Raw genomic sequence first — 19,231 nt, 5'->3', positions numbered from 1 at the left:
AATTAATCAGTTAAGTTGCACCAAATGGTTAAGTTTTCCGATTCGTTCTCGGATATCATGCATGCAAATGATAACAATTATCACTAACATTCTATTTACATCTATCGGATACGACTTGTAGGGACTTATGACTATTCAAAATTCACGCCCGTTATTCGTACGTACTTCGCTTGCGTGCGCTATCTCTATTTCACTATTGGCCTCATTCCAAACTGTTGCAGAAGAAACGGATTCTTCTGACGTTGAGACTATTTCTGTATTAGGTAAAGCTTACCGAAATACTGCGACCAAAACGTCACTGGAGCCAGAAGAAACGCCACAAGCGATTAATGTGATCGAAAGTGAGACGCTAGAAGCGAGAGGCGTGAAGTCTTTAAACCAAGCGCTGCGTTATACACCGGGCGTAGTGACAGAGCAAAAAGGCTCGTCGGTCACTATGTACGATACGTTCAATATCCGTGGTTTTGATGTGAGCCAAAGCTATTACGATGGCTTGGTTTTGCAGTCTTTAGCGGGTTGGAACCTACAACCTCAGATTGATCCAATCGCATTGCAGCAGGTCGAAATCTTTAAGGGGCCTACATCGGTACTTTACGGTGCCATGCCTCCTGGTGGTATGGTGAATATGATTGCTAAATCACCACAGCAGGAAGCGAATACAGATATTGGTGTCGCTACTGGTTCTCGTAACTTAATGGAAGCATCGATTGACAGTACGGGGCAAATCGGCAATTCAGATCTCAACTACCGCTTCATTGCGTTAGCGAGAAAGCAAGATGGCCAAGTCGATCATACCGAAGAGGAGCGTTATGTCATTGCACCTTCGATAGATTGGAATATTAGCGAGAAAACGCTACTTAATCTGAATATCTACTATCAAAATGATCCAGCAATGGGGATGAACTCTTCGATGCCTGCATCGGGTATGTTCGTCGATAATCCTAACGGTAGCACTAACCCAAATACTTTTGTTGGTGATAAAAACTGGAGCACGTTTGAGCGTGAAGTCTTCTTAGCTGGCTACAAATTTGAACATCAGTTCAACAGCAACTGGTCGTTCTTACAAAACTTCCGTTATATGAAAGCGGATTTGTACCAAGAGAACACTTACCACACCGCAGATCAATTTGACCCAGCAACAGGGAATTTGGATCGCACCATCTACGACACAACCGAGAAGTCGGAAGGTATCGTGATTGATAACCAGTTGTCCGCTAAAGTGATGACGGGCGACGTTGAGCACAACATTCTATTTGGCCTCGACTACCAGAAGTTGGATGGTAATTCGCTGTACAACGAGTACGGAAGTACTAGCCAGTTTGGTACGTTTAATCTATTCGACCCAAATAACGACATGATTGATCGCAGCCAACTCTCTAAGACTTCCGAATACGAAGACAAAGTGAAGGTTGAACAGCTAGGCATGTACTTCCAAGACCAATTGCGTTGGGACCGTTGGGTGTTGATTGCTGGTGGCCGTTACGATCAGTTTAAATCGAGTAGCGACTACACTGGCCAATATCAGTACGGGCCAGATTGGTATCCTTACGAAAACTACACAGAAGCGGACCAAAACCAATTCTCATACCGCGTGGGTGGACTGTACGAATTCGAAAACGGCGTGGCACCTTTTATCAGCTATGCTACCAGCTTTGAACCAACGGTAAGCACCGAAGGTCAGAACTACAAGCCAGAAATGGGTGAGCAAGTTGAAGTTGGCGTGAAATATATGGCGCCGGATATGTCTAAATCAGGGTCGATATCGCTGTTCAATATCGTGAAAAGCGATGCCTTGATGGCAGATCCTCTAGACCCATGGGGCGCAAAACTGCAAGTCGGTGAACTCACCTCTCGTGGTTTAGAAGCGCAAGGTACGTGGTTTATTACTGATGCCTTGGATATTGCTGCAAACTACACCTATCTAGATGTAGAAGTTACTCAGGATAGTGAAAATGGCTTAGAGGGCACCACTCCAATCTATATCCCTGAGCATGCTGCGAACCTGTGGGCGAACTACTTCGTTTACGACGGTGCACTTGCGGGGACTCGTGCAAGTGCAGGCGTTCGCTATGTCGGTGAAATGCAGATGGACGCGACTAATACTCAGGGTATGGTCCCAAGCTATACGACAGTCGATTTATCGCTTGGTTATGATATGAGTTACTTATCTAGTTCGTTAAGTGGTGCGTCAGCTAACTTGATCGTGAACAACTTATTTAACGAAGAATCATACACTTGTTACGACATGTACAACTGTTGGTATGGTGCTGAGCAAACAGTAGAGTTAAACGTGAGCTACAACTTCTAAGTAACAGCGTAATTACAACTTAAATAACAAACCGCATACAAGTTTCTTGTATGCGGTTTTTTTATATCTTTTGTGAAAATCAAAAAAATGCCTGAATGATAGCTGTATCAATAGCTATGCGTTTATCGTATACCTGAAATGCTTTTAAATGATTTGAAGTGATGACTTGTGTTGCCCTAGTTTTAGTGTGTTTATTATCACTTACTCTAGGAATCACAATGGCAAAAACAATGTTCCGTATAGCCGGTTTATCGGTTTTAGCGGCATGCAATTCGGCATTCGCTAGTGGAGTATTTTTGCAGGAAGCAACATACGCAAATATGGGTACGGCAGGAGCCGGAGATGCAGTTTACACTGGATCCGCTGCCTCCATTTGGAGCAACCCAGCGATTATGTCTCATATGGAGAAAGAGCACACCACAATCTCGGGCCTACTACTTAACTTGGACGTAAAGTATGAAGGTGAGGGTACTGAAGGGCACAGTAATACAACGATGCCTATCGCCAGTTTTTACCATGTGATGGAGTTAAATGAAAAACTAAAACTGGGTTTGGCTTTCAGTACGCTTGGTGGCGCAACGCTAGATTATGGCGACGGCTGGCAAGGTGAAAACCAGCTGACAGATGTTGCACTTCTTACATACCAATTTAACCCATCTTTGAGCTACGCGGTAAGCGACAAGCTTTCGATCGCTGCGGGCCTACAAGTTGATTACGCTTTGTTCCAGCAAAACTCCGCTTTAGCCGAGCTCGACACCGCTGATGATTTTGCTTACGGCTACAACTTGGGCGTAGTTTTTCAAGCGACAGATAAGGCCAGAATTGGCTTGTCTTACCGTTCTAAAATTGAACATGAGTTTGATGGTGACTCAACAGTCAGTGCCGATATCTTAAATCGAACGGTGACTAGAACGGGTACGTATAGCACCGAATTTATCCTTCCTGCGACAGCAGACTTAAGCCTTGCTTATCAAATGACAGACAGGCTCGACCTTGTGACGTCTGTTCAGTGGCATCAATGGTCTGATATGCAGTCAACAGATGTCGACTTAACTAGCCCTGAGGGGACGCTTTCGATTAATCGTGAATGGCAAGACGTATGGCGCGCGTCAGTTGGGGGTGAATATCAACTTACAAGCAGTTGGAGCCTAAAAGCTGGTTACGCTTATGAAACGTCTCCTATTGATGATCCTGCAAACCAAAGCCCAGACCTACCTGTGGGCGAACAGCACCGTTACTCCGTGGGCGTCAGTAAAGCGTGGACAGACAGCAAGCTAGACATCTACTACGAGTTTGCAGACTTTGGCGAAATGGATATCGAGCAAACTGGAAAAGCAAACCCATTGGACGGCGTTCTAATCGGCCACGTTCACTTTGTTGGCATGGCGTACACGTTCTAGAGGGCTAAACCATGAAAAAAATCAAAGCGATTCTGATGTGGCTTGTTAAAGCCATCGCAGTAGTGTCAGCACTGGCTGGCACATCATTCTTTTTTTCTACTTTGTCACTGATCCACGGCAAAGAGATGCCAGCGAGCGATTTCGTTGGTGGTAACCCGAGCATCATAAACTTGCTGAACTCCGAAGGGTTCATGGGGTTGATCTTTGTGATCACTCTGTCGATTTTTGGGTATGTCGGTTACTTATTGTGGCGCTTACATGAAGTGGCGGTGCATGAAACACAACATAAAAAGAGCGCTCATAGCAATCTAGTGTTCATCTTATCGCTGTGTGGTTTGTTTATTAACAAAGTGTGGTGGATTTTCGCGTTAATTATCGCCTTTACTCGTTGGGATGTTATCAGTGATGGCTTGAGTGCGATCATTCGCAAAGGTGTTCAAGATTCAGAATCAACAGGTGAGGAGACGAAGTAATGAAAGAAATTATGCTGCCTTATATCCTGATTTGCTGGCTGTTAGTTAAAGCTGGTGTCATTAAGTGGAACTTGAAGAATGCAACGATTTTAGTGTCTTTTGGTGCTTTCCTTGCAACGACACTATTCACCGTTAGCCGATTTTGGGCGCCTGTGGATCTTACCGATAGCAGTACCGTGAAGGCTCCTCATGCGGTCCTTAGCCCGTTGATTGGTCAAAAAGTGCAAGATGTTTACGTTAAGCACAACCAAGTGGTTAAGAAAGGTGACTTGCTGTACACGTTGGAATCAACGTCAGATGTTGAACAAATCAACGGCTTGAAAGCACAGCTAAAAGCGATTGAGCACGAAATAGACGCGACGAAAACCCAAATCAAAACCGACGAGAAAAACCTACAACGTATGGAGAAGTTGGACGAGTACAGCAGCGAAGTGGACCGCGATGACTTAACCAACAAGATCCAGCAAGGTTACGCGACACTGGCGTCTAAGCGTGCTGATATCGGCAACATTCGCGCGCAAATTGCAGAAACGGAATGGCTTAATGACCTAAACCAAGTGGTTGCGCCATTTGATGGCCAAGTGGGTGTGGTTAACATCACTAAAGGCACGCGCACCGGTAACATGCACTTATTCAACACCAGTAAGAAGTTCATGGAAATGCGTATTCCAGACCAATCTTTCCGTTACATCAAGGTTGGTCAGTTTGCCGAGTTCTATGTCAACTCGCATCCTGGTGAAGTGTTCCGCGGTAAGGTTCACAGTATTACCAGTGGCACGGGTGAGTCGATGGTGTCGGTTCAAAACGGTGCTCAGCGCGTAACTCAACATGTCGGTAATAACATGGGAACTCATGGCCGTACGGTGATCATTGAGTTCGAAGAACCAGAGGGTTACCACATTCCACTCGGTGCGAAAGGCGCAGCTTGGATTTCAGCAACCAAACCACACCCAATGCTTGGTTTTATGGACATTATTGGTGGTGCGACGGTTCGACTGAAATCTCTGAAAGCTTACCTAAGCGCGCTCTAATTACCTATCGATACATCCGCTCTATAACGACAAAGTGCGAGTTCAAAGAACTCGCACTTCAATTCTATGCAGCTAGCGCTTTCGCTGGTTAGGCATTCGGTGTGCTCAGCACATCACTTAATGTATTCAGTATGAGTTGTTTAAGCCATTGGTGAGGTCGGCTGTTTTCTGTGCGCTTATGCTCAATCAAGTACACGTCGACCAGTAGTTCGCTGTCATCCATGGCATAGATAGGAACGAGAGTATCTTTCAAGTTCTCGAGCTCGGCCACTTTGTGAGACGAAGACAGCACAGTATTCGTTCCCTGCATCACCTGAATTAAGGTCTGAAGCTGCCCACTACGAAACGCAATATCACGCATACGCCCTTTGGAGTGCAGGTAGCTGTCGATCGGGTTTAGCAATCCGTAGTTAGAGCGAATATCGAGTGTTAGATCTACGAAGCGATAGGACAGGCAATCCTCCAGTGTCACGCTTTCTTTCTGAGTTAACGGGTGATCTGGAGCCACGTAAAACATGGCGTAGGTTTGGCCAATCTTTTGCGCTGGCATTTCCATTTCGTTGCCAGGTTTGTCGATGTGGATGGTGAAGTCAACGATGCGCTCTTGCAATTGTTGGCACGGGTCTCGGGAGATCGGGAACTCAAGCAGGCTAGCTTTGGGTGCTTCCGCCATAAAGCGTTTGGCCAAAGGTACAGACAAAAACTGGCTCATCAAGGGTGGCAGAGAAATGGTAAAGGCTTGCTCACACTCCTTGGGGCTAAAGCTAGTTGCGGTGACTAACTGTTGCATCGCTCTAAGCAGCTCATCGAGTGGCGCTTGCAGCTCCAACGCTTTTTGGGTCGGAACTAGGCCGTTGGATTCGCGATAGAACAGTGGATCGCCAAGTAGATCGCGCAAGCGAGACAAGGTTCGACTCATTGCCGGCTGGGAAAGGTAAAGCACCTTAGCCGCTTTTGTTACGTTCCTTTCCTTGATCAAAACACTCAGAGAGACGAGTAGGTTGAGGTCAATTCTGGATAGTTGTTGCTCTAATGTAACCATAGAAATGCACCAGGCGTATATCAGTTATCCTTTTTTTACATTGGTTCTTATATCTATACAAGAGTAAATTACGGACAGATGTCGATTGTTAGGGCTTTTTATCGTTTTTGTATCGACACCTTTAAATTAAATATCCTAGGTAAATTATGATTCCGTTAATTCATACAATGTACTTAGATGGATTTATTAATGCTCTGGAAGGAAACGCAGAACGTAAGTCACAGCTTTATCGTGATGCCATGTGTCCTTTTCCTCAAAAAGAGGAAACTCGACTTGTTTCGTACGCTAGTTTTGAATCTTTGTTGCGTAATACTGCCCAGCAGTACGGTAAAGAAAAGCTGGTCGAAGCGATTCAATGCAGCATTCAAAACGATATCTTACCGGTCTTGACTCAAGGCCTCGTCGATTCGACGTCTTTATTCCAATGGAATGTGGCGCAAGCTGTCTATAACTCAGAGCCGCACCTTGCCGGTTTCTGGATGGGCGCAACACATCACTATGGTAAACCAATCTTAGTGGTAGAACCGGTTGAGCAGTCGAGCGTGAAATTTGTCTTTGCTGAGGTCTATTTCTCGATCTTGTCGTTGGAGTTATACCGTCACTTACTCAAAGATATCCCAGTAAAATCTAATCTATACCTTAAGGTCGATGAGCTTAGTGATATTCACCATTACTTGGCGAAAGTTTATCAGCAACAATGTGTGCTGTGTTTTGCGCAGCCGTACACTGGGATCGAACTGTTGCCGACCGAATGCAATTCGCCAACACCGTTGTTTTCGGTGAAATCTCATGGTGTCGAGACATTCAGCGAATCATTGAAAAGTGCGCTTGGGCCAATATTCGATGAGCACGACATATCGCTCGATGTTGCTTCTAGTGTGACGTCAATTCCACGCCGTACCATTCAGCGCCGGTTGGAAAAAGAAGGGCTGTCATTTCTCAAGATTAAAGAATCGTTAATCATCGACAAGGCACAGTCACTGAAGACAACAGGTAAAAACATTACTCAGATTGCAACCGAGCTACACTTCTCTTCGGTAGGGCATTTCTGCCGTTTTGTTCGGCGCCGATTTAATCTCACTCCGACACAACTATTTGAGCAGTTGGGTCGTGAAGCTCAAGCTGCATAGTAGTCTTTAGCATCAATAAAAACGCCGGATAAGTTATCCGGCGTTTTTATTTTTCTGAAGAGTTTAACGGTGGGTGCTAAGAGCTTTTTGTAAGTGTTCTAGCATCACTCCCGCAAACCACTGATGCGCTTGACTGTGCTGCGTTCGTTCGTGTTGTACTAAATGTAAAGCTACGTTGTACCTTTCCTCATGTTCTAATGTATAGATCAGCTGAAAATTGGTATTGAATCCGGGTAATGCTTGAATGGTGTTGGTACCGAACAGCACAGAGTCGGATTCACACATCCTATCGAGCAAAATCTGTGTTTGAGAGCTTCTAAGTTTAGGCTGGCTCTTGAGCATAAAGTCTTCATACAGCTTTTGAATGGGCGCACTGAACGAGTGCGTTTGATCTTGTTCCACCAACATGCCGAGTAATGGGAACTGTAGGATACGTTCGATATTAACTTGGTTCTCTTTTGTTAGAGGATGGCCTTTTCTAACAAATAATTGTGGGAATAGGGTGCCCACCTCCTGAGAAATAAAGCGCTTAGTATTCGATGCTGAGTAATGAAAAGCGAAGTCGATTTGCCCTTGGTCTATGGCGGTGAATGGATTGGCTTTTGCTGGCTGCTCGACGATATTGACCAAGGGTGCGTCACAAGCTAGTTGGCGCATCAGGCTAGGCATTAAAGCGCTTGAGATAAAGGTAGGTAATGAAATAGAAAATGTGAGTTTACATTCTTTGGGAATGAATGATTGCTCTGAAAAAATAGTGCGCAACGAAGGCAAAACGTTTCGCAGTTGAGTTTCCAACTGTAGTGCTTTTGGTGTCGGTACTAACCCACTTGCAACTCGAGTGAAGAGTGGATCGTCAAAGGTTGTACGCAGCCGCTTTAAGGCTCTGCTCAAAGCAGATTGGGATAGGTGTAGTGTCTCAGCTGCGCGAGTGACATTCTTTTCTCTCAGTAATACATCTAAAGTCACTAGAAGGTTCAGGTCGACTCGTGAGAGTTGCTGCGCCGTTTCGTTGGTCATTGAAATGCTAAATTATTCGTTTTGGTAATAATATACTATGACTATAAGTCGTTGGATGCAAATTGAGGCGTTGGGTATTCTTTGAACAAGTTACTTCACTGTGTTTAGGAGACCTTCGTGGTAAATAGCAAACTGAAACTTATTAGCTTGGCCGTTATTGGATGTATGTCTTTGAGTGCTAATGCACTAGCCAGCAATTCCGATCTTTCTTCTCATATCCCAAGCTCCATTGTTACGCCAAATCACGTCGAGTCAAAATACCTTGGCGAACTGAACTATGTCGATGGCGCTCCCTCTTTAGAAGCGTCTACGAAAGCGAGCGACTTTGTCGACACTGCCGACGCAGTGCGTGTCTTTCTATCGGGTATTCCTGTTGCGTCGATTCAGGGGCTACTTCAAGGACATGAAAGCATAGGCATGAAGCCGAATCAGACCATTGGTATTTCGGAAGGCATGCTCAACGCAAATAGCATTTGGTTAACCGCGAATACAACTACGCCATATGTAACATCGGAAATTGACGTAAAGAATGGTCCAGTAGTGTTAGAGGTTGGCACACCTATATTGGGGCTGGTGGATAACGCGGCGTTTCAATTCACCTCGAGAGTGGGGGTAACACACCCAGAGGACCAAGGTAAAGGTGGTAAATATTTCTTCTACCATTCTTCATACCAAGGTGAACTCCCAGACGGTTACATTCACGTAAAAACAGACGGGTATCAGCATTGGCTATTAGTAAGAATCGTCACCACGCCGAACTCTGTTGAGCAAGATGTGCAAAAACTGAAAGAAACAATGAAGCTTTATCCATACGGTAAGAGCAATAACACGGAGTTCATCAATATTACCGATGTGAAATACAACACGGTTCACGCGATGAACGAAGAGTTTTATGACGAGATCAATACCTTAATTCAGTACGAACCGAGCGAAATTTTTGATCCAGAATGGCTATCACTGGCTCAACGTTTAGGCATAGAAAAAGGTAAAGCGTTCAAACCTGATGCTCGTATGGCACGTATATTAGAAGAAGCCGCCAAGATCGCGACAGCTGAAGCGCGTAGTTTCTACTTTCATCCGGATGAATCCGTGAAAACGTATGATGATCGTCATTGGTTTACTCCACTCATCAATGGGCATGAATTCAAAGATGCAAGTGGTGTAATTAATGCTGACGACCGTGCCATGTTCCACTTTATGGCAACAGGGATTACGCCGGATATGGTGACGAAAAGTGTTGGCAAGGGTTCCGACTATTTACTTGCGACCCGTGATATCGACGAAAACCTACTGGATGGTTCTAAGCATTACACGGTGACACTACCCGCAAATGTACCTGTGACTAAATTCTGGTCGTTTATGGTTTATGACAACCAAACACGTTCAATGCTTGCCACAGACCAAGTAAGTGCTGGTCTTGACGGGTTGAACAAAAACGTTGTTAAGAATAAAGATGGTTCAATCACTGTCCACTTTGCACCTGAAGCTCCAGAGGGCCATGAAGGTAACTGGGTTCAAACTGTTGACGGCAAAGGCTACAACGTTATTTTCCGAGTATACGGACCTAAGCAGGAATGGTTCGATAAATCTTGGAAACCAAGTGACTTCGTAGAAGTGAAGTAATAGCGAAAGTCCACGAATAACGTATCACCTAATTCAGCAGGTGGTACGTTACACATCATTTAGATTAACTACGTAAAGGTAATCTCATGTTAAAAAAGACACTAATCGCAGCTTCACTACTTTCTACAAGTATGCTGTCGTCTTCTCCGGTTTTGGCTTCTGATACTATCGAAGTTACAGATCAGAACTACGCACATGCTGAAACAGCGCGTAACTACCGTAACTGGGTAGCGCTTGGAGCCAACCAACAAATTACTCATATGCGCAACTTGCCACCAAGAGGGAACAAAGCGCCAACCGTTCAAATGAATGATGACACTCTCTACTCAGTGGTGGTGGCTCAAACTACTGATGGTCGAGTTCAGTTCGACTTGCCAAAAACGGAGGTCTACTCTGCGGTTCAAGTGGTAACGGAAGGAGGCCACGGACAACATTATGTTGTGGGCGCTGGGCGTTATGATTTACCTGTAGAAACTGATTACGTGTTTTTGATTTACCGAACGGGTATGGAAAAAGGGTTGGATGTCGCGCGTCAAACACAAGATCTCTATCAGGATGACTCATTTAAGTTTGGCTCTTATACCATCCAGAACTATGACTACGACAAAGTAGAAGAGTGGACGGCACGCCTCACCGAAGAAACACAGGGTGAAGTGTTCGAATATACTTTCCCAAGAACATCGAACGAGATTACCGATCGTCATCAATGGAACTTGGAGAATGCCAACGGTTGGGGTGGTTCGTCGCCGGAAGTCGGTGTGGCAAACAAATATACTAACTCTGTCATGCTTGATGGAGGGAAATGCTTAACCACGACCTTTGACGATCCAAAATCGAAGTACTTCACATCAGTTACCGCTTATGACAATACACGCTACCTCATTGAGGGTGTCACCAATGTCAATTCGCATACTTGGTCTAAAAATGCAGATGGGACAGTAACGGTATCATTCAACTGTGGCGAACAAGCGGTGAATAACATTGATACGAAAGGGCAGGACTTCAGTTTTACGATGCGCTATTACGGAGTAAGTCAGCCAGTCATGGATGGAAAGATATCTCCGGAAATGACGGTTAAGTAAATCACTAGTCGTTAGTAAGGCTCCTTCAAGGAGCCTTTTTTATGTCCGCTGAACAGAGAGGGAGTGACTGCGCTGTGTCGATTAACTAGGTATTAATTGTGAGAAGTGTGTGACTACTTCAAGTTTTGGCGGTTATCCGGTGTTGGTTAATCGAGGTGAGTCGGGCAAAAAGCGTTTAAATAACCATTCAGTGACGATTTTGTCGATATGTATAGGTGAGCATAGGCCAGTAGGATATGCTGCCGTATTCTATTAAATGCTGATATGGATTATTCACTCGTTGTATGTGAATAAGCAGTCGATTAGGCGGATAAATTACTCTAATTTTTGATGATATTGGTTGGTGATTGCCTTCACAAATTGACAGCTCCGATAAGTCATTCATGAGTAATTATTAGACCTGTCATGCCGTAAATGTTAAATTCTTGGTCAGTTTCTAGCATAAGATGCTGCAAAAGTGTGTCATGTTAGATTATTTGGCACTAACCGCTAGCTTGTAAGTTCTTTCTTACATTGTTTCACCATAATTTATCTTTTTGTTGGTGAATTCGATTGGTTTTGAGTGGTTATCGGAGAATTATAAGATTTTTTGCCGCGTTTTTATGGCAAATTACTTCGATGATTGCTAATGTGTGCCGCAATCTTTGTAAGGTTTTAGAGTTTTATGCTTAATTTTTGAGCTAAAAAAACCTAAATCACTGTCCGTTCTAGTGACCTTGCAGAGAAGTCATGGATGCAAAACATAAAACTTGGAGTTTAATGCATGTACAAGAATAAAATCACTCAAGCCCTACTTCTAGGGGCTGGTTTGGCAGTGGCTGCCACCTCTACAACAACTCTAGCAGCTGAAGTTCCAGCTGGTACTCAATTGGCAAAAGTTCAAGAACTCGTTCGTGGTAACGGTACTGAAGTTGCGTCTCTTGACCCACATAAAGTAGAAGGTGTGCCAGAATCACACGTGCTTCGTGACCTAATGGAAGGCCTAGTTATTCAAGATGGCCCAGGTAACACGATTCCAGGTGCGGCAGAATCTTGGACTACAGAAGACAACCAAACATTTACTTTCAAAATCCGTAAAGATGCAAAATGGTCTAACGGCGATCCTGTAACAGCGTACGACTTCGAATACAGCTTCAAGCGTGCAGCGGATCCAGCGACAGCTTCTCCATACGCTTGGTACATCGAATACACCAAGATGAAGAACGCGAAAGACATCATTGCAGGTAAGAAAGATGTAAGTGAGTTGGGTGTTAAAGCGGTTGATGACCACACACTTGTTCTAGAAACAGAAGTACCACTACCTTACTTTGTTAAGATGATGGCACACACAACAATGTACCCAGTGCACAAAGCAACAGTTGAGAAATTCGGCAGCAACTGGACTAAGCCTGGTAACTTTGTTGGTAACGGTGCTTACGTACTGTCTGATTGGGTAGTAAACGAGAAGATCGTTCTTGAGCGTAACGAAAACTACTGGGATAACAAAGACACAGTTATCGACAAAGTAACGTTCCTACCTATCGAAAACCAAAACGCGGAAATGAACCGCTTCCTATCAGGTGAAATCCACCTGACTTACGAAGTGCCAAACGAGCAATTCCGCCGTCTAACGAAAGATTACGCAGATAACGTTGTGGTTTCACCAAACCTATGTACTTACTACTACGGTTTCAACACACAGCGTCCTCCATTCGACGATGTTCGCGTACGTAAAGCACTGTCTTACTCAATCGACCGCGACATCATCACCAAAGCGATTCTTGGCCAAGGTCAAAAACCAGCTTACGCACTGACTCACAGTGGTATCACAGGTTTTGCTCCTGAAACTCCAGAATACGCAGCACTTTCACAGAAAGAGCGTATCGCTAAGGCAAAAGAACTGCTAGAAGAAGCGGGCTTTGGTCAAGGCAAACCACTTGATTTCACACTTCTTTACAACACTTCAGAGAACCACAAGAAAATCGCAGTAGCGGTTCAATCTATGTGGAAGAAATCTCTAGGTGGATTCGTAAACGTTAAGCTAGAAAACCAAGAGTGGAAAACGTACCTAGACAGCTCTAAGCAAGGCAACTTTGATGTTCGTCGTGCTGGCTGGTGTGCGGACTACAACGAAGCATCTACATTCCTAGCGATTGCTATGACTGAGAACGGTTCAAACGATCAGAAATACTCAAGCGACGTGTTCGACAAAGCGATGAACGACGCGGTTAAAGTGGCGAAGTCGGAAGACGAGCGTAACAAGTACTACGCAATTGCTGAAGCTCAGCTTGCGCAAGACATGCCTATCGCGCCAATTTACCAATACGTTCAGCCTCGTCTAGTGAGCACTGAACTAGGTGGTTACCCTGATCAAAACCCTCAGGACAATATCTACTCAAAAGATATGTACATCATTCAAAAATAATAGTTTGAAGTAGATAACAATGCGCCCGTAGCTTGCGCTATGGGCGCATTATTTTTTAGATGTGAGATGCATTATGTTGAAGTTAATTTTTACTCGTATTGTGGAAGCAATTCCAACCTTACTTGTCCTGATAACCGTTTCGTTTTTCCTTATGCGTTTTGCTCCAGGTAACCCATTTTCTTCTGAAAAAACTTTGCCGCCTGAAGTAATGCAGAATATCAATGAGAAATACGGCTTGGACAAGCCTCTTTTCGAACAATACACCACCTACTTAGGCAATATCTTGCAAGGTGATTTTGGTCCATCATTCAAATACAAAGACTACACAGTAAATGAGCTAGTGTCTGAAGCGCTGCCTGTGTCAGCAAAAGTCGGCTTTTACGCGTTCATCTTTACCGTTGTGGTTGGTGTGGCCGTCGGGACGCTCGCCGCACTCAAACAGAATACGTGGCTCGACTATTCCGTGATGTCGACATCCATGATAGGGGTGGTGTTGCCCTCCTTTGTTTTCTCCCCCGTTCTGATCTACATATTCTCAATCGGCCTGGGGTGGTTCCCAGCAGGTGGTTGGAATGGCGGTGCAATTGAATACATGGTGTTACCGGTTCTTGGTATGTCGTTCCTATACATTGCGACCTTTGCCCGTATCACGCGTGGTTCAATGATCGAAACTCTAAACAGTAACTTTATCCGTACCGCTCGCGCAAAAGGCTTGAGCTACCGTTACATCATTCTAAAGCATGCGCTGAAACCTGCGTTGCTACCTGTTGTGTCGTACATGGGCCCTGCATTCGTAGGTATCATTACCGGCTCTGTTGTTATCGAAACAATTTTTGGTTTACCAGGTATCGGTAAGCTGTTCGTTAACGCTGCATTCAACCGTGACTATTCGCTAGTAATGGGGATTACCATTCTAATTGGTTTCCTATTCATCCTTTTCAACGCTGTCGTTGATATCTTGCTAGCGCTGATTGATCCGAAAATCCGTTACTAACAGGGAAGTATCGTTATGTTAACGAAAAAAGAGAATCTAGAAGCGATCGAAAAGTTCTCAGAAAATCTTGAGATTGAAGGTCGTAGTTTATGGCAAGACGCCCGCATTCGCTTCATGCGTAACAAAGCGGCGATGGTGAGCTTGTTTATCCTTTTCATTATGACCTTGGCTGTTGTGTTTTTGCCAATGGTTGCGCCTTACACCTTCGACGATACTGACTGGTATGCGATGCACGTTGGGCCAAGCGCTGAGCACTGGTTTGGTACAGACAGCCTCGGGCGTGACCTTTACGTTCGTACCTTGATTGGCGGTCGAATTTCATTAATGGTAGGTATCCTAGGTGCCTTAGTAGCCGTTCTGATTGGTACGCTCTACGGTGCTACATCTGGTTTTATTGGCGGTAAAGTTGACCGCTTGATGATGCGTGTATTGGAAATCCTTTACGCGGTACCATTCATGTTCCTGGTTATCGTATTGGTTACTTTCTTTGGCCGTAACATCATTCTTATCTTCGTGGCGATTGGTGCCATTGCTTGGCTCGACATGGCACGTATCGTACGTGGCCAAACGCTGAGCCTACGTAGCAAAGAGTTTATCGAAGCGGCACACGTGAGCGGTGTAAGCAAGTGGAAGATCATTACTCGCCACATTGTTCCAAACGTATTGGGTATTGTTGCGGTTTACTCAACGCTGCTTATCCCAAGCATGATTCTGACTGAATCCTTCCTTTCATTCCTTGGTCTAGGTGTTCAAGAGCCTATGACGAGTTGGGGTGCACTACTGCAAGAAGGGTCACAAACGATGGAAATTGCTATTTGGCAATTGGCCTTCCCAGCAGCCTTTATGGTCGTGACTCTATTCTGCTTCAACTACGTTGGTGATGGCTTGCGCGATGCGCTTGACCCTAAAGACCGATAATTAAAGCTATAAAAATAAGGAAGCAATGATGAGTCTATTAGATGTCAAAGATCTGCGAGTCGAGTTCACCACTCAAGATGGTATCGTCACCGCGGTAAACGATTTGAACTTCTCTCTAAACCAAGGCGAAACCTTGGGTATTGTAGGGGAGTCGGGTTCGGGTAAATCTCAAACAGTATTCGCAATCATGGGCCTATTGGCTAAAAACGGTATTATTTCCGGCAGTGCGAAGTTTGAAGGTAATGAAATCCTGAACCTTCCAGAACATGCTTTAAACAAAGTCCGTGCTGAACAGATTGCGATGATCTTCCAAGATCCAATGACGTCACTTAACCCTTACATGAAGGTGAGTGACCAATTGATGGAAGTACTTATGCTGCATAAGGGCATGGGTAAAGCGGCAGCATTCGAAGAATCGGTCCGTATGCTTGAAGCGGTAAAGATTCCTGAAGCTCGCAAGCGTATTACTATGTATCCGCACGAATTCTCGGGCGGTATGCGTCAGCGTGTAATGATTGCAATGGCGCTGCTGTGTCGTCCTAAACTGCTGATTGCAGATGAGCCGACAACGGCATTGGATGTAACAGTTCAGGCTCAGATCATGGATCTACTGAATGAGCTTAAGCAAGAGTTCAATACAGCGATCATCATGATTACGCACGACTTAGGTGTTGTTGCGGGTTCATGTGACAAAGTATTGGTTATGTATGCAGGCCGAACGATGGAGTACGGTACGGTTGATGAAATCTTCTATCAGCCAAGCCACCCATATGCAGAGGGCCTACTGAAAGCGATTCCTCGTCTGGATACTGAAGGTGAAATTCTGCCAACAATTCCTGGTAACCCACCAAACTTACTTCGCTTACCACCAGGCTGCCCTTATCAAGAGCGTTGCCACCGTGTAACAGACCGTTGTAAGAGTGAAACGCCGATCCTGACTCCATTCGGAGACGGACGTCAGCGTGCATGTTTTTCTGATTGGGAGGCTTGGAAACGATGAGCATGAATAAATCTTTACTGCTGGATGTAAAAGATCTCAAAGTCCACTTTAGTATTGCGTCTAAATCTGCGTGGCCTTGGGCGAAACCTGCCAATCTTAAAGCGGTGGATGGCGTTAATGTTCGTCTTTATGAAGGCGAAACATTGGGTGTAGTAGGTGAGTCGGGTTGTGGTAAGTCAACGTTCGCCCGTGCAATTATCGGTTTGGTGGAATCTACCGACGGTGAAGTTGTATGGCTCGGTCAAGACTTAACCAAGATGGAAGACGTAAAACGTCGCGAAACTCGCAAAGAGATTCAGATGATCTTCCAAGACCCTCTAGCGTCACTTAACCCGCGTATGACGGTCGGCGATATCATTGCTGAGCCTTTGGAAACCTTCTATCCAGAATTATCTAAAGACGAAGTGAAATCTCGCGTGAAAGAAATGATGGCGAAGGTAGGTTTGTTACCAAACGTGATTAACCGTTACCCGCATGAGTTTTCTGGTGGCCAGTGTCAGCGTATCGGTATTGCACGCGCGCTTATTCTTAAGCCGAAGATGATCATCTGTGACGAGCCAGTATCTGCATTGGATGTATCGATTCAAGCTCAGGTAGTGAACTTACTTAAAGAGCTACAGAAAGAGCTAGGTCTTAGCCTGGTGTTTATTGCCCACGACCTATCGGTGGTCAAGCATATTTCTGACCGTGTTCTGGTTATGTACTTGGGTAATGCGGTAGAGCTCGGTGAAGCCGAAGCACTGTTCGCCGACCCTAAGCATCCGTATACACGTGCACTGATGTCGGCGGTTCCGATCCCTGATCCGAACTTAGAGCGTAACAAGAAGATTGAAATGCTAGAAGGTGACTTACCGTCGCCAATCAGCCCTCCATCTGGTTGTGTGTTCCGTACTCGTTGTCCGCAAGCGACTGAAGCATGTGCTCAAACTAAACCATCGATTCAAGGTTCCGATGTTCACGCGGTGTCTTGTTTACATGTAGAAGTGTAATCAACAGCCCCTAGCTAATCAGCATAAAGCGCGCCAATCGGCGCGCTTTTTTATTTGTCTTGTCATCGGGATACATGCCGCTCAGATTTTGAATTCTACTCCAATCAATAGCTTATCGAGTTTTAGCTTTATATTTTGTATTTAAATGCTGTTTAAGTGAATAAATATACAAATTTTGCTTGTGTGTGATTTTTTTGTCGATATAATCTCGCAAAAGAAAAGTTATTCACTATATGTGAAATTTAAATCATCTAGGGAGTAGTCAGATGAGCGAAACAGTTCTTACCCAAGACAACCACAAAACGAGCCGGAATGTGCTGATGTTTGCCATTCCATCATTGCTTGGTTTGTTTTTCTTTCTTGCACCACTAACGATCGACGGAAACTTTACCTTTCCTTTAGCATTACTTGCTAAAGGTTTCAAAGGCATCCTTGGTGACGCAATTTTACCAACGGTAACCGCGGTTATTTGTTTTTCTGCAGTTGCTTCACTTGCTGCAACTTTATTCAAACCTGCATTTGTTCAAAACTCAGCATTGATGACCAGACTGTTTGTCCTGACCCCTGTTTGGCTAACCATCCGTGTACTAGGCGCAGTATTTACGTTGGTTGCACTGCATCAAGTTGGTCCAGAAATGATCTGGAATGGCAACACAGGTGGCCTAGTTCTGAATGACCTTTTACCTTCGCTTTTTGTGACATTCTTTTTTGCAGGTCTTCTTCTTCCACTGCTTTTGAACTTTGGTCTATTAGAGTTACTTGGCACCATGCTGAGTAAATTCATGCGCCCAGTTTTCCGTCTACCAGGGCGTGCGGCGATTGACTGTATGTCTTCATGGTTAGGTGACGGTACGGTAGGGGTTATTCTGACCAGTAAGCAGTACGAAGACAAAAAGTACACAGCTCGTGAAGCAGCCGTCATTGCGACAATGTTCTCACCTGTAGGTATTTCATTCTCGCTGGTTGTGCTGACGCAAGTTGGCCTACAAAACTACTTTGTTCCATTCTACTTTGCGATTTGTTTGTCAGGCGTGTTTGCAGCTATGGTCATTCAATTCTTGCCACCTCTGTCTTACAAGAAAGACTTATACATTGATGGCACAAAACCAAACCGTGATGACGAGTTGGTACCTGAAGGTCAATCTACAATGGGCTTTGGTTTGAACCTTGCGCTGAAAAGAGCCAATCAAGTAAAAAGCTTAGGCTCAGTAGCAAAAGAAGGCATTCACAACGCGCTCGATATGGTTCTGTCAGTGCTTCCTGTAGTAATGGCTGTGGGCACATTAGGCTTGGTTGTTGCAGAAACAACACCACTGTTCTCAATGCTAGGCGCGCCGTTTGTTCCGCTATTAGAAGCGTTGAACGTGCCGGATGCACAGGCAGCAGCGCAAACTATGTTGGTTGGCTTTACTGATATGTATGTGCCTTCAATCATCGCTGCATCAACAATCGATGCAGACATGACTAAGTTTGTTGTCGCTGCACTGTCGGTAACGCAGCTTATCTTCATGGCAGAGACGGGCTCAGTTATTCTTAGCAGTAAGGTGCCAATCAATTTCTTGGAACTGGTTGCCATCTTCCTACTACGTACGCTTGTAACATTGCCAATTATCGTAGTGATTGCGCATTGGATTTTCTAATCACAGCGATGTAACAGTTAAAAAGCCTGCTTTGAATAAGCAGGCTTTTTTGATCATGTACCTAGCTTACGCTGTACTTGTTCCAATTTTTCGAATAACAACGCCAATTTTTGCCCATTAAGCTCTGTTCTTCATTTCATATAATGAATGACATCAGAAGAGCTTAGCGAGGAAACCAGT

General features: G+C 44.8%; 15 protein-coding genes. 13 read left to right on the top strand and 2 right to left on the bottom strand.

What is annotated here, in order from left to right; genetic code table 11:
• The first annotated feature begins 127 nt into the window (after positions 1 to 127).
• From J4N42_RS09350 to J4N42_RS09335, 4 genes are all read left to right on the top strand, one after another.
• Complete coding sequence (locus tag J4N42_RS09350; RefSeq protein WP_252027611.1) at positions 128 to 2,308, top strand: TonB-dependent siderophore receptor; 2,181 nt, start codon at positions 128 to 130, stop codon at positions 2,306 to 2,308.
• Positions 2,309 to 2,526: 218 nt separating this feature from the next.
• A complete protein-coding gene (locus J4N42_RS09345) occupies positions 2,527 to 3,708 on the top strand; it encodes an OmpP1/FadL family transporter (protein WP_252027610.1) in 1,182 nt (393 codons plus the stop codon).
• Between the two features lie 11 nt (positions 3,709 to 3,719).
• Positions 3,720 to 4,181 (top strand): magnesium transporter, encoded by a 462-nt coding sequence (locus J4N42_RS09340; RefSeq protein WP_252027609.1) that lies wholly within the window; start codon positions 3,720 to 3,722, stop codon positions 4,179 to 4,181.
• Positions 4,181 to 5,212, top strand: a complete 1,032-nt coding sequence (locus tag J4N42_RS09335; RefSeq protein ID WP_252027608.1) for an HlyD family secretion protein — start codon at positions 4,181 to 4,183, stop codon at positions 5,210 to 5,212. The genes J4N42_RS09340 and J4N42_RS09335 overlap by 1 nt, the downstream gene beginning before the upstream one ends.
• An 88-nt stretch (positions 5,213 to 5,300) precedes the next feature.
• On the opposite strand, the gene J4N42_RS09330 is transcribed toward J4N42_RS09335, so the two are convergent.
• The gene (locus J4N42_RS09330) at positions 5,301 to 6,254 is read right to left on the bottom strand and encodes a LysR family transcriptional regulator (RefSeq protein ID WP_252027607.1); all 954 of its coding nucleotides are present in this window, start codon (positions 6,252 to 6,254) and stop codon (positions 5,301 to 5,303) included.
• Between the two features lie 146 nt (positions 6,255 to 6,400).
• On the opposite strand from J4N42_RS09330, the gene J4N42_RS09325 reads away from it, so the two are divergent.
• Positions 6,401 to 7,384: a helix-turn-helix domain-containing protein gene (locus tag J4N42_RS09325; protein WP_252027606.1), complete on the top strand. Its 984-nt coding sequence runs from the start codon at positions 6,401 to 6,403 to the stop codon at positions 7,382 to 7,384.
• Between the two features lie 63 nt (positions 7,385 to 7,447).
• Here the strand turns inward: J4N42_RS09325 and J4N42_RS09320 are convergent, their stop codons facing one another.
• Positions 7,448 to 8,401: a LysR family transcriptional regulator gene (locus J4N42_RS09320; RefSeq protein WP_252027605.1), complete on the bottom strand. Its 954-nt coding sequence runs from the start codon at positions 8,399 to 8,401 to the stop codon at positions 7,448 to 7,450.
• A gap of 117 nt (positions 8,402 to 8,518) precedes the next feature.
• Here J4N42_RS09320 and J4N42_RS09315 point away from each other — a divergent pair, with 117 nt between their 5' ends.
• The 8 genes from J4N42_RS09315 to J4N42_RS09280 all read left to right on the top strand — a co-directional run bounded on the left by J4N42_RS09315 (position 8,519) and on the right by J4N42_RS09280 (position 19,051).
• Complete coding sequence (locus J4N42_RS09315) at positions 8,519 to 10,024, top strand: DUF1254 domain-containing protein (RefSeq protein WP_252027604.1); 1,506 nt, start codon at positions 8,519 to 8,521, stop codon at positions 10,022 to 10,024.
• Positions 10,025 to 10,110: 86 nt separating this feature from the next.
• Positions 10,111 to 11,106: a DUF1254 domain-containing protein gene (locus J4N42_RS09310; RefSeq protein WP_252027603.1), complete on the top strand. Its 996-nt coding sequence runs from the start codon at positions 10,111 to 10,113 to the stop codon at positions 11,104 to 11,106.
• A 763-nt stretch (positions 11,107 to 11,869) separates the two neighbouring features.
• The gene (locus J4N42_RS09305; protein WP_252027602.1) at positions 11,870 to 13,510 is read left to right on the top strand and encodes an ABC transporter substrate-binding protein; all 1,641 of its coding nucleotides are present in this window, start codon (positions 11,870 to 11,872) and stop codon (positions 13,508 to 13,510) included.
• 73 nt (positions 13,511 to 13,583) lie between these two features.
• Complete coding sequence (gene oppB, locus J4N42_RS09300; protein ID WP_252027601.1) at positions 13,584 to 14,504, top strand: oligopeptide ABC transporter permease OppB; 921 nt, start codon at positions 13,584 to 13,586, stop codon at positions 14,502 to 14,504.
• A gap of 15 nt (positions 14,505 to 14,519) precedes the next feature.
• Positions 14,520 to 15,422, top strand: a complete 903-nt coding sequence (gene oppC / locus J4N42_RS09295) for an oligopeptide ABC transporter permease OppC (protein ID WP_252027600.1) — start codon at positions 14,520 to 14,522, stop codon at positions 15,420 to 15,422.
• A 28-nt stretch (positions 15,423 to 15,450) separates the two neighbouring features.
• Positions 15,451 to 16,422 carry an ABC transporter ATP-binding protein gene (locus tag J4N42_RS09290; RefSeq protein ID WP_252030818.1) on the top strand — a complete coding sequence of 324 codons (972 nt, stop codon included), beginning with the start codon at positions 15,451 to 15,453 and terminating at the stop codon, positions 16,420 to 16,422.
• Complete coding sequence (gene oppF / locus J4N42_RS09285) at positions 16,419 to 17,411, top strand: murein tripeptide/oligopeptide ABC transporter ATP binding protein OppF (RefSeq protein ID WP_286036640.1); 993 nt, start codon at positions 16,419 to 16,421, stop codon at positions 17,409 to 17,411. Before J4N42_RS09290 ends, oppF begins: the two co-directional genes overlap by 4 nt.
• Before the next feature lie 266 nt (positions 17,412 to 17,677).
• A complete protein-coding gene (locus J4N42_RS09280) occupies positions 17,678 to 19,051 on the top strand; it encodes a YjiH family protein (RefSeq protein WP_252027598.1) in 1,374 nt (457 codons plus the stop codon).
• Positions 19,052 to 19,231: the final 180 nt, after the last annotated feature.

The organism is Vibrio sp. SCSIO 43135 (assembly GCF_023716665.1).
Lineage (GTDB): Bacteria > Pseudomonadota > Gammaproteobacteria > Enterobacterales > Vibrionaceae > Vibrio > Vibrio paucivorans.
This window is presented reverse-complemented; position numbering and strand designations above follow the sequence as displayed.